Origin of the sequence: Paenibacillus sp. FSL R5-0713 (assembly GCF_037973325.1) — a bacterium.
GTDB lineage: Bacteria > Bacillota > Bacilli > Paenibacillales > Paenibacillaceae > Paenibacillus.
In genome coordinates this window covers 958,323-971,380 of record NZ_CP150229.1, presented here as the reverse complement: position 1 = coordinate 971,380, position 13,058 = coordinate 958,323, and the positions used below count along the sequence as shown (strand labels likewise).

General features: G+C 39.0%; 10 protein-coding genes. All 10 read right to left on the bottom strand.

Annotated features, from left to right (window positions below; genetic code table 11):
• Window positions 1–371: 371 nt before the first annotated feature.
• The 10 genes from MKZ12_RS04385 to MKZ12_RS04340 all read right to left on the bottom strand — a co-directional run bounded on the left by MKZ12_RS04385 (window position 372) and on the right by MKZ12_RS04340 (window position 13,057).
• Window positions 372–1,106, bottom strand: a complete 735-nt coding sequence (locus MKZ12_RS04385) for a LytTR family DNA-binding domain-containing protein (protein WP_339239689.1) — start codon at window positions 1,104–1,106, stop codon at window positions 372–374.
• 24 nt (window positions 1,107–1,130) lie between these two features.
• Window positions 1,131–2,480 (bottom strand): GHKL domain-containing protein, encoded by a 1,350-nt coding sequence (locus MKZ12_RS04380; protein ID WP_339258937.1) that lies wholly within the window; start codon window positions 2,478–2,480, stop codon window positions 1,131–1,133.
• A gap of 212 nt (window positions 2,481–2,692) precedes the next feature.
• Complete coding sequence (locus tag MKZ12_RS04375) at window positions 2,693–2,842, bottom strand: cyclic lactone autoinducer peptide (RefSeq protein WP_339261306.1); 150 nt, start codon at window positions 2,840–2,842, stop codon at window positions 2,693–2,695.
• Window positions 2,823–3,476, bottom strand: coding sequence for an accessory gene regulator B family protein (locus MKZ12_RS04370; RefSeq protein WP_339258935.1), 654 nt, complete (start codon window positions 3,474–3,476; stop codon window positions 2,823–2,825). Before MKZ12_RS04370 ends, MKZ12_RS04375 begins: the two co-directional genes overlap by 20 nt.
• A gap of 206 nt (window positions 3,477–3,682) precedes the next feature.
• Window positions 3,683–4,354, bottom strand: a complete 672-nt coding sequence (locus MKZ12_RS04365; RefSeq protein WP_339239681.1) for a 4'-phosphopantetheinyl transferase superfamily protein — start codon at window positions 4,352–4,354, stop codon at window positions 3,683–3,685.
• A gap of 11 nt (window positions 4,355–4,365) precedes the next feature.
• Window positions 4,366–5,022, bottom strand: coding sequence for a hypothetical protein (locus MKZ12_RS04360; protein WP_339239679.1), 657 nt, complete (start codon window positions 5,020–5,022; stop codon window positions 4,366–4,368).
• The gene (locus MKZ12_RS04355; RefSeq protein WP_339258934.1) at window positions 5,000–6,595 is read right to left on the bottom strand and encodes a non-ribosomal peptide synthetase; all 1,596 of its coding nucleotides are present in this window, start codon (window positions 6,593–6,595) and stop codon (window positions 5,000–5,002) included. The genes MKZ12_RS04360 and MKZ12_RS04355 overlap by 23 nt, the downstream gene beginning before the upstream one ends.
• A gap of 14 nt (window positions 6,596–6,609) precedes the next feature.
• On the bottom strand, window positions 6,610–7,335 hold the full coding sequence (locus MKZ12_RS04350) for a thioesterase domain-containing protein (RefSeq protein WP_339239675.1): 726 nt from the start codon (window positions 7,333–7,335) through the stop codon (window positions 6,610–6,612).
• A 14-nt stretch (window positions 7,336–7,349) separates the two neighbouring features.
• Complete coding sequence (locus tag MKZ12_RS04345) at window positions 7,350–8,567, bottom strand: beta-ketoacyl synthase N-terminal-like domain-containing protein (protein WP_339258933.1); 1,218 nt, start codon at window positions 8,565–8,567, stop codon at window positions 7,350–7,352.
• Window positions 8,564–13,057 carry an SDR family NAD(P)-dependent oxidoreductase gene (locus MKZ12_RS04340; RefSeq protein WP_339258931.1) on the bottom strand — a complete coding sequence of 1,498 codons (4,494 nt, stop codon included), beginning with the start codon at window positions 13,055–13,057 and terminating at the stop codon, window positions 8,564–8,566. Before MKZ12_RS04340 ends, MKZ12_RS04345 begins: the two co-directional genes overlap by 4 nt.
• Window position 13,058: the final 1 nt, after the last annotated feature.

Below are 13,058 nucleotides of genomic sequence, written 5' to 3'. Positions count from 1 at the left end.
AGATCAAACTTCTTTCGTTACCGAATGTCGTTCTTTTCAGCAACTCTTATATAATATCATGTTCGAACCAACTTTGCAAGCTCTTTTTTTAAGTTTCTTTCGAAGCTTATTTGATTCGCTTGCCGCACCGTGTTTCTCGTGTTTTCTTGGCCGGACTAATAATATATCACGCCAGATCATCAATTGCAACACTTTATTAAAAATACTTATTTAGTTGCAGCCCTTCTTGGCTCATCACCTTTCTCTTCATTAATAAAATATGTATAGACACATATTTATGAGTGTATAAGATTCATTTCCACTTCAAACATAATATTAGCCCTCATTTATAATAGACTGTAAGCAGCTATAACAAATGAGGGCTAATATACTCACTTTTGAACGATATCCTTTAATCCTTTCAAAAACCGACTGGAAGCATAACAGATCTGACCGTTCACCATCTGAATCTCCCTCGTGGCAAAATCAATTTCTGAAATATTATCTTTATTCACTACATACGAGTTATGACAACGATAAAACCTGCTGTCCATCTCAAGTAAAGCTTTCAATTTTCCATAGAACTCAACTTGACGATTTTTAGCATGAAGAATCACTTTATGTAATTGCGGAGAGGTTTCAAAAAATAAAATATCGTTGTATTCAATACTGATGACTTTATCGCCAGACTTTGTTTGAAAAATTTTACGACTGTTTTGTTTATTTTGAACATATCGCTGATTTGCCGTATTAATACATTCGATAACTCGTTTTTGTATATCAGTGAAATTATCTTTTGTAATATAGTCCATTGCTTCTACTTTATAAGTAAATGTTAGATAGGTCAGCTCTGAATGTGTCGTCACAAATACTATGGCTCCCTGAGTATCATATTGACGAATTTCCGCTCCGAGTGCAATTCCACTCTTCTCTTCCTGAATGTCTACATCCAAAAAATATAGACCTGTTGTATTATTTTGCTGGAGATATTCAATAATATCATTAGAATGTGCAGTAGAGACAACAACCTTCATATCTAAGTTCTCTATCATAATATAGTCCGTTACATATTTGGTTAAACGTTTGCGTTGTTCTTCATCATCTTCACAAATAAAAATCTCCAACATGCCCTTCCCCCCACTTAAATTGAGTTATCCTAATATCACACTGCTCGCAGATCTATTGGCATCACTATTGAACGAGGGCTCGAGCACTTCTAATATTTGAATAAATGTCTTTTCTTTGCGCTCCGTATCCAAAGCAACGCCCTTGCACTGTGAAACCATCTCTTTTAAGTTGCTAAGACCAAGTCCACGATTGTTGCCTTTGGTTGAGAAGCCCTTTTCAAAAAGTTTATATAATGCAGGAGTTTCCTCTCTACAACTGTTCATAACCACAATTAATATGCCTTTTTCGTTACGAATCAGTGCTAAATTCACAATCGGTTCGTCACAATGAATCGCTTCTTCGATAGCATTATCTAGCAAAATCCCTACACATCGGCATAATTGAATGGAATCCATATTGATGTGCTCAATAGGCTCAATCACCTCAATTACCGCATCAATGTTCAACTCTTGTGCTTTAATCATCTTGGCAGATATGACACCTTTTAATTCCTGTACTTTCAGATTATGTAACGGCCCTAACTTGTATGTATTAGACTGCATCCCTTGGCTGATTGGCATAATCTTTTTTTCAAAGTAAATTTGTAACTGTTCCATATCTTTATTTCGAATAAATTCAGACATACTCAGAAGAATATTAATATAATCATGTCGGAATTTCTGCATGTCAGTATATAAGTGTTCTAAATTTTCCGTGTACTCTGTTAATTGTTCATACTGTTCCTGTCGATTCTGAAGTGCCGACTCTTTCATAACTGTTCGAGTTAATGCAACGAAAACTCCAATTAACAATGCAAAATAGAATATAAAAAGAATACTATTCGCTTGAATGTTCTCATCGGAAAAACCTTGTCGTTGTCCTATCCATATGTTTATATAAAAAATCACAACAGTAAAAAAAGATAGTACCGTTAGGTATAGACCATATCTTTTTAAAAAGATATCATGATTACTCCACTTCATAAGTAATACCCTAACTATTGCGCTCATTAGAAATGTTAAAAGCATAATTCCGGTCACAGAGAGTAACATATAGAACGGATTATTTTGAAGAGATACATTAGAACCGCCAATAACCCTGATATTTATTACACCACATATGTAGTCGCTTATAACCATAAAAATAAGCGTAATCGTAGGAATTAGAAAGCTAAGAATGAACTTTCTCAATTTGTAATACACACATAACATTAGAAATAATAAAACTACAAAACTACTTGCTGATCCCATAACTAAAAAAAAGAAATATCCTAGAAGGATTGAAACAGTAACCATAAAAGCAATATACTTCCGACTAAATTGATTCTTCAACATGATAGGAATAGACAAACTAAAAGTTACCATTTGAATTATAGAACCAATAATCAGCAACATTATCAATTACCCTTCTCTCTATGTGATAAAGATTGAGCGATTCTTGCCTGAATAAATTCTGAATCATTAACAAAAATTAGCAGTAGTTCATAATCATGATTATATGAAATAATGTAAAATTTATCAACAAAATAGTCTATCTTACTGTTTCACCAGTCCATAGCTGGGTACAAAGTAAGATAGACTATTAGGATAAATCAGGTAATATTTAACTACTCCTTATTACTCAACAACAATTCGCTCGGGATTTTAGACTCATAATTAAAAAGTGAACAGCTCGTTTCCATCGCTATCTCTCCACTTTTAATCGCCATTACCTCCATTGATTTCGCTACATTATTCTTAAATCCGTCCAACAGCATCTGTTTCATATTTTTCATAATTTCTAACACTCCTCTTAAGTATTTTGTATGTTACGGGAAGAATTGAAATGATCTGTAACAACATGCCTGTCATCATTAATGTTTTCACCGTATGACTTGGACATAAAAGTGCAATTAAAGTGAGAATTACTGCTGTTCGTACAGAAGCCATTCTCAGTTTCTTTCTTCTCTTCGCTCCAAGAAGTGGGAATTTGTCAGTATCTGCTGGCGCATATCGATACAGAAGCACTGCAGAGATCAATCCAGTAATTAAAACCATATCGTTGCCAATCATTATGTATGAGCATATGTAGGGTAAACCAACGAATAACATGATGCTGATCATGCTGCATCTGAAGCTTGTACTGGCATGCAATCCAAATGATATTCGACGGACAGCATAATATGTAGCATGTACAATTAACGTTTCCAGAAGCATATTGAATAAGAGAGCCAGACCATAGACCAAAACACTTTTCATGGTATTAATCAATAACGTTTCAATACCAAGCTTCATCTTTAAGTATCGAATGTGTTCTCCATCACGCTCCTTGTTAATCCATAGTGCAATCTTACTAGCCAATGTTTCCGTTAAGCTGGTATGTACTGCGGGTTGTTCTTGTATGTTGATCACCTCTCTGGTACTAATTATAGGGGAGTAAAGACCTATACATCCGTTCCCTTCCTACTATTGATTCTTTCCGTCACAAACGTACATGATCTGCCTTCACCTATGTCATAAGCGCTTCATAATGTCACGTAACTGCATGAAAAGACAAAACCACCACGATTTCGTAGTCTGTACGACTACTAACCATGGTGGTTTTTCTATTTCTTGATTCAGGAAGCAATGAGTAATCTCAGTACCTCCCTTATATCAACTTTTTGTGGTACAACCAAACTACATATTTCTTTATCATCTTTCATAAAGCTATAACCTGTAAGGAACGGAAATCGTTTGAATTGTATACGAAACACTTCTTGTCCATGTATTAATTCTGAAACAACTTCACTTATCTCATAGATTGAATAATCAGCTAGAAGTCCCATTTTCAACGCTTTCCCCAGTGCCTCTTTACAACTGAAGAATATATAGGCAAATTGTAAAGCTGGGTAAAGATGTTCTATAAGTTTTTTCTCGGCCTCACTAAGCATCTCTGCAATTGGGATATCTGAACGTATGGTCTCTATATCAACTCCGACTACGTTATCCTTGCTGTATAGTACAGAAAGAGCATACGTCTTAGAGTGGCTTAATCCCACTTCGAACAGATTGTCATGAATCAGCGGAAAACGCAGGCTCCCATATTCAACAGAGATATTATTCATCTCCCCATGATATGAGGGAAATTGATCCTTCAGATTTTTTTTAATAGCATATCGCCCGACAAGAAACTCTTTCCTTCTGCCTTCATTGGTTATGTTATCGTATATTTCATGCTCATAAGGACTCAAGATGTCGTCAGCCTCAATCTCTTGCTCACTAATAGCAATCAGATTTGGAGTAATCATACGCATTCACCTCAATGTGCCAGCATTCTTGATTTGAAATGCAACATATAGAGCACTAGCAAATCAATGATAAAACCTGCATTTACCAACATTATAAATCCAAGATAAATACTCTGGCCGATAGAATCAATTGGGAATTTAACAAGAATAACTGCTGAGATCAAGAGACTCACGGCTGCACACCAAGGTACTACTTTTGAAGATCTGTAATGAACTTTACGATAGAGCCCCATAGCAATCATCAATATACCGGGAAGAAGCAGTGAATCCTGTATATTGAAAAAGTTAACATCACCATTTCCAAACGTATACACGGGGAGTTTTATACACAACAGAATACCTGTAATAATTAATAGATTGTCTATCCATTTACGATGTTTTCCAAGCATGATGGCAAACCAGGCTGTAAAAATATTCAGGTAGGATAAGGTAATAACGAATAATGAGAACACAATTCCCCCAATGAACCAATACGTTTCCGACGGAAGAAACTGATCCTTTCCTACATAATGGAGAAAAAGAGCAATGTAGATGCCCACTACAATCAGTTTTAATCCCCAGTACCACTTCATGCTTCCCGTAAATGTTTTCCTAAATGAAGGGTCTTGACCTGCATGATGCAGTTCATACTTTCGGAGCAGAAAATCATAAATTGTACGCTGCATCATATTCTTCTCCTAACATTTTGGTAATCTCATTGACTGTCGGATTCTCAATAATATCAAAGAAACTGAGATCACTGTGGAACGAATGATTAATCTCTCTTGCAATCTCCCAGATCGTAATTGAATCGATGGCGAACTCAAACAAATTGGTCTGTTCAGTGATGTCCGCATTCAAATACCGCTGTAAAATTCGAATAAGTCTTTTCGTTTTGGTAATAAAATAATGCTCATACAACGTTTTAGTATCGGTCTTCCCGTTCCCTGTCAAAGGCAATTCGCTAACATAAGCTATTTTGGACGGGATCATGTAAATAGGAAGCAATCGTTTTAGTTGGCTTGCTATATTTTCTTGGCGTGTTGTAACAGCAAGGTAGATTTTTTTATCCTGTACAAAAGAATGACAGTTGGAGATACCCAACGACTTTACAGTAGATTCGATTTCCTGAAGATCAATGCGGTAACCATTAATTTTAACCTGGGTATCTTTTCTTCCCATATAGATTATTCGGTCGTCTGCATTCACTCGTACAAGGTCACCCGTCTTATACACAGGTAGGCCATTCCAGCTAATAAAAGATTCCTTCGTCTTCTCGGGGTTACCAAGGTATCCTAAGGCTACTCCCTCTCCCGCTGCGTAAAGTTCCCCTTCATTACTCATCTCACCTTGCTCATTAACGATATATACTTCCGTTCCGAAAATTGGCGTTCCTATTGCAATCTCGTCCACAGAACCTTCCATTACATCTAGTGTAGTGAAAACAGTGTTCTCCGTAGGTCCGTATCCGTTAATAACTTTCGTAAATGGCAGGACCTTCTCCACATGTGACAAGCTTAGCTGCTCCCCGCCCACAATAACATGACTTAATTTCTTGAACATTTCAGGTTTTTTATCCACCCAAAAATTAAACAAGGAACTCGTTATCCACATGATATCTATTTCTTGTTGAATTCGTTTTTCAACCAGATAAATGTTCAGAACCTCTGTTTTGGAAAGTAGCGCAATGGTCATGCCACTAAGCAATCCCCCCCAGATCTCAATAATTGAAGCATCAAATTCCAGAGGACTGATATGAGAGATGGTCTTAGCTGCGTCCCATCCCAAACGATCTTCATGCAATAATCGCACCACTCCACGATCAGGAATTCCCACTGCCTTGGGAAGGGATGTTGTTCCCGATGTGAAAATGACATAACACATTTGATCCTCTGTTCTCGTTACACCTGACCACTCTTCCATCCTTTGATGATCTACCTCAAAAACAGATTCGATGGTTATCTTAATGTCCAGTGTTTGTCTCATATACTCCTTACGAGTCTCTGGATAGTCTTTATTAATAACCGTATATGCTGCACCATGTTTTAATATGGCGATCATTGCAGCAATAGCTTCTATGCTTCTCTCCAGTTCAATAGCAACAATATCATTAACGGATACCCCTTTTTCTTCTAGCCAGTCATAGTACTGGTTCGACAATGCATTCAATTCACCATAAGTAACCATACGATTCGTTTCGGAAATGGCAATCTTGTTCTTATACATCTCCACGCTTTGCTGAAGCATTCCAAGTAAACTCATATTCTAACCCCTCCTCAGATAATGGTCTTATTTGAATTAGTAATAAAATCAATAACATCCAGACTGACTTGATTCTGGTGGTCATATAAGAAGAAATGTCCAGAAGGGTAGAAATGATACTGTACATCATTCTCGGAAAGGTCTGTCCAATAATCTTCATCGGCGACAGACAGATCCTGCTGACCTAGAAAAACAGCAATTTGAACCTTCTCATCAAATGTATAGCTCTGATAGTTGTTGACGACATTGTACGTATTCACTGCATTAATGTCATGGCGAAGCGCTGGCAGAAACAGCTTACGCATCTGTGCAGAATCAAACTGCCTTTCTTTAATCAATCCGTAATGTTTGCAGCGTAGAAGAAGTTCCTCATCTCCTGATAAATCCTCATTTCGAATATCTATTCGATGAGGCGGAGTAGCGGCCATAAAAATTAGTTTGACTATGTTGTAGCCTTCCCTGATTAGCATTTGTGCAACTTCATAGGCAACAATTGAACCCATACTGTATCCAAGCAACATGATTTCTTCTTCTTTATTCATTGTTGCTGTAATTCTCATGTATAGATCGGCCGCATTCTCTTGAATGGACTGATACGCTGTCTCAGAAAACCGTCTCCCATGCCCAGCATATTCCACAGACATGATCTGCATATGGGGATACTTGTTTTTGATTTGATTTTGTAGTTCAACAAATACATTTACATGAGCTCCAGCATAAGGAAAACATATCAGTTGCATGTCTATTTCCTCCTCTATCCTTCATCAGGATTCATATGAATGACTAAGTTATACACGTTACCATGCATTGAATACATGGGCATTGTAATCCAAGGATAGTCATTCACTTGAGTCGTCCATTGATCCGGTTCTATCTTGCCTATATAGGAGTTTGGCTGAGTAACAACTCTACCCTGTAGCTCTGTGTTATTTTTCTTCGATTCCAGCAAACGACATAATCCTATTAGTCCATAGTATCCAATCATGTATTGAGCATGCTGTTTGAGATATCCTCCCTTTAAACCAGGGAATACCTTCTGTACATTTTTCAAACAGGAAAACTCAGCAGTATCATCGATCTCATTAGCTCTTCCATACAGGTCCATAAATATCTCATCTGTAGGAAGTACCCCGGCATCTGCCAGAGATTGAAGCACCAGTTTTTTAACTGCATTGCGATTAATTACAGGACTTCCCATAGTGCCTGCGGTGATATCTTTAATCTCAGCAAGAATGTGATCTCCATCTGCAAGGGCTTGCTGCCTTTCTTTAATTAGAAAGGCAACGCCTCCTTCTGAAAAATAGTGCCCCGAAGCACCTTGTTCGAATGGTTGAGTGAATCGATCAGAACCAAACCCAAAGTGGGATAACTCATGGGGGAATGGCATCGTACTAGCGCAAGAACCACCGACCAAGGCTGTGTTAAACTTCCCCTTTTTAACGGCGTTATACCCGCTATATAAAGCCCCTATACCTGAAGTTGATGCTTCGCTTACCATCTGAATTGCTGGCGGCCTGGATAAACGTAGCATTTTCAGATATGCCAACGGATCAAGTAACTCTATAGCCTTCATGAAATCAACACCCTGCATTCCCAAATAGGCCGATTTGGATATCAAGTCTGTTTGTGCACTTCCGTTGGATACCAACACATCGTGCTTCGTTGTCACGACATTCTGATTGATGAGCGACTGAAACAACGATAGTGTGATTCTTTCACTGGAGAGCAAATATGTTGTTTTTTCCTCATCTATGCCTTCTAAAGCAAATCTTTCTTCAATGGATGGATAGAAAATCCCATCGAATGAGCTAGCTCCGTGGAAATCTTGACTAAAGCGCTCGCTCAACTGCTCTATTCTATTTTCCCAGAGCTTGTCCTTGCTATGGAGAAGCTGCTTCGCTTGCGAATCATCCTTCGCCGGCATATCCCAACGGTAGTCTACTATGACGACACGAGAACTGGATTTACTCATGCTGCAGCCTCTTCCATCAGCTCTTTCACATATTCACTTAACTGCACAATCGTCGGGTAGATAAATACATCAGCAACCTCTATATCAATGTTAAACTGCTCTGCAATAGGCCCGTAAATACCAAATGCTTTGAGAGAATCTCCACCCAGATCGGTAAAGCTCTTATGCACATCAATCTCATTAAGATCAAGCACCGAAGCAAATACGACGGTAACAAACTTCTCAATATCATCCTGACGATCCGTCCCAGTTACAGTTAAAGAACCATAATCCTTGATCTGATAAGGACGAGCCTCCTCCTCTTCCCCTTCCACATTATTTCGAGATTTCCCATCACAGTAACCGCTTGGTAACTGGATATATGCGCCTAAATATTCTTCGACCTTGGATGTGTTAAATTCACCTGCAATAAAACCGGAGTCTCCCGCATGAAGCGAAAGTTTAATATATTCTCTGCCCTCCATGTTAGTAACAGATTTCATTAAGAGATGTTCATCCGCGGCATCCAGATCTCCGAAATTAAGGGCCATTCCCGTTTCTTTCCATCCCGGCCACTGTATTGCTGTTATTAACGAATCAGATAGTGCCGTCCCTTCCAAAAATGCATTAGCCACGGTATAAGAGAACTGGCCGGCAGAACCTGTAATTGTAGTCATTGAAGAACTGGTAACAAAGAATTGTAACTTGTCTGCGTCGACATACTTTTGAAGCAAAAGTGTACCCGTAACCTTTGGTGCTATAATTTTTTTGAATTCATCCTCCGTTTTGGAGAACAACATGCCCTCCTCTGGAACTCCCGCCAAATGAATAATTCCAGCTATATTATATTTCCCTTGAATTCTAGTTATAGTTGTCTGTACCTCAGACTCATGTGAAATATCGCAAGGGTAGAACTCCAGGTCAGCCCCTTTAGATATCAGCTTATTCAATTTATTTAGTTTGCTGTCTTCATATGGTGTGCGTTCTTGTTTGGAAGCCAGGGCTGCTTGGATATCCGTACGTCCCAATACCGCTATGTGTACTTCGGCATTCACATCGAGTAGTTGCTCAATATATTCAAGCCCGATACCCCCGTAACCCCCTGTGACAATAACGCAGTCATCCTTCAACAAGTCTACAGATCTATGCTTCAAATCTTTATTTTCGATGAGAGATTCTTCGTATATGATTCCATCATTAACAATGACTTTTTTACCGTCCAGTTCACTGCGAGCAGCGACCTTTAACAACTCGGTAATATTAAACTCGGAGATCTGAATCATTTGTGTGGTGAAACCCGTATTCTCCATACCCACAATCCGACCTGAACTCAGCATTGCATATTGAAGCGGGTTAACTTGAAGCTCGTCTTTCTTCAAAGCAAGACCCTGATCAGCTGCAAAAATTAATTTACCGCCTCTCTTGATGAACTTGTTAGCTGTCTTGGCGAATAGGAAGTACTTCATCATCTCATCTTCAATTTTCCCGGGATCAGACATGTCCAATCCAATCCACGGTGCATAAACTACCAGATCATATCTAACCCCTGTTGTTATCTGATCTAATTGTTCATAATTCACATGAGTTATTGTAGAAGATTCAGGCGTTGAAACCAGATCATTGCTTATCAGCAACACTTGTTTGTCTACCCAATGTTCTTCTTCTCCACCTGTAAACTCAACCGTTGAACGTCCCCACCCAATAGTATGAAGATACGGCTTAAATAACATATTGGCAAAAGACTTCATAACATATTTATCTACATAAGCAACTAGATCCCCCTGATCATTGTACACATGGATGTGCGCAGTGATTACATCATGATCACCGGTAATGTCATAAAGAAGTTCGGTGACGGAATACATCTTCTTGGTGAATCTTACTCCTGTATAGGTAAACCGACCATAAGATAAGGGAAGATATGTCTTCTGGCGAGCCTGAGCCCGTTCATACACCATAGCCCCCAGAATTCCATCCAACATGGAAGGGTGCAGATGGTAGGCGTCAAGATCTTCAAGGAACTCCTCTTGCAGATCAAGTGAGAGAAGCAATTTGGAATCGGCCATATGAACCATCCGGAAGTCCTGAGCGATAAAGTTCCAACGTCCTTTGAAGAAGTTATTTTCCTCTTCTGTACTTCCCATCGTTGTAGGTTTCAATTGATTCTTTACCTCTGAGGACAAATCAAGCTTATGCTTATCCATTACTTCCTGAGGTTTAAGTGTAAAGACCGCATGAGTCGTATACTGCTCCAGATCATCATTCTCGTACGAGAGAACCTCAATATCCAGTTGCTTAGCAGACAGCTTGTTAACATGAATCAGGAAACGTTTATCTGTTTTATCATCGAGCTGAATCAGATTTTTGAAATACAACTTTTCTAACGTGAACGCAGGTTCGTCAAAGTATAAGGAAGCTAACTCAGCAGCCAATTCGGTATACGTGGTACCCGAGAACGTACGCTTACCTCCAATCCGATGATCATCCACGAACCAATCATCTGGGGATAAGTTGACTTGGTACACATCCGATTTGGCGGATCTGATCACTTGCTCTTGAATTAATGTCGCTTTCACTGGAAGACTTGGACCTGATTGAACAGGTGGACTATATCGTTTAACTGTAGCCCATAGAATATCAGATTTGAATTCGTAACCTGGTAATGTTACAGTTCTGGCCTTCTCATACGGATATTCGTCAAATGTCGTCTCGTACCCATCCAGTTTGAGTTGAATAAGCTCATTCAAGTCAAATTGTCTATAGTCTGTTTTCAATTGATAATGGATAAGTTTTTTCATATCCGTTGTTACTTCACGATCACTGGTCGTAAAGATTTCGTCAGTTGGCACTTGGCCTTCCAGCAATGTTATCGCCGCTCTTACTTTTGTTATGAATTCTTCCATTGAATTAGCTTTGAAACCAACTCCTGTATTAAACCAGTTTCTTCTATGAATAAGGGTATATGAAATATCTTGTAGTCTATATTCGCTCATGTATTCTTCATGCCGCACGTACTTGTACAACATCTTGATTAATTGATTAGTCGATTGTGCCGTGAAAACAAATGGAAAGGTATGTTGATTATGATCTGATTCGCTTATAGCGTGCTCATATTCCTCAAGGATCACATGAGCATTGGTACCGCTGAATCCAAAGGAACTGATTCCTCCTCGACGCGGGTACTTTCCTTTGATCCACTTCTCAGCCTGAGTAGGAATGTAGAATGGACTGTCCACAAACTTGATATATTCATTCGGAGCTTCAAAAGAATGGTTGGGGAAGATTTCCTGATTGCGAAGAGCCAGCGACATCTTAATCAATCCGCCTACCCCTGCTGCTCCTACGGTATGACCAATATTTTCTTTCAAACTTGTTAATGCACAAAAACCGCGTTTGTTCACATATTTTTTATATGCATCCGTTAGCCCTCGAACTTCAATCGGATCGCCAAGTTTCGTGCCCGTTCCGTGTGCATCAATGTAATCCACCGTTTCAGGTGAGATATGGCTGCTTGTATAGGCATCCAGTAGAAGATCCTTTTGAGCATGTGGATTAGGGGCGGTCAAACCGTTAGATTTGCCATCACTATTAATCATGCTGCCACGGATAATAGAATAAATGTTATCATTGTCTGCTATCGCATCTTTCAACCTTTTCAGAATGACAATACCGACACCTTCGCCAAAGATCGTTCCTTGAGATTCGGCATCAAATACTTTCAGGAAGGAACGCGGTGTCTCCACATTACTGTATTGATCGAGTACGCTGCCTTGACGTGGGAATAGTCCAAGAGCAATACCGCCAACAATTGCTGTATCAATCTCTTTATCCCGAAGTGTTTTCAATGCTATATGTGCAGCGACCAACGAGGAAGAACAAGCTGTATCAACGACAAACGAACCTCCGGACAAGTTATATATATAATTGAGACGACTTGCCAGTATGCCTTCCCAGTTTCCTGAGTTTATATGATTGGAGTCCTCTTCAATCTCAGAACGATAACTTGCTGTAATGGATTTGTCTTTGCCTACATAGATAGCTGTTTTGCTATCCTTAACATCGGATAGGCGAATACCTGCATCCTCCAAAGCAAGATAGGAGTGCTTCATAACCAAACGATGCGTGGGATCAATATATCTGGCTTCGTCCTGACTGATACCGAAAAATTCATAATCAAAGGTATCAATATCATCGAGATAAGATCCCTTTTCTTTACACAATCTCTCCAGGAATTCCTCTGGTGTGATCTTTAAATGTTTGGCTCCGTTGTGCAGATAAGTGTGATCTTCGGGAATATAAGCAATTCGACCTTTGGGAAATTCCTTAAACCCCTGCTTTCCATTTTTAACCGTTTGGTAAAACTCAAATGTATCTTTGATATCACTGTATTCGCATGACATGCCTACTATCGCAATATCATCTGGAATAATCTCTTCTAATAAGTCTTTGCCTACTGCTGAATCAAGTTGGCCCTTTTGAATCTGACCGAAGATATACTCACTCGCCTTCATG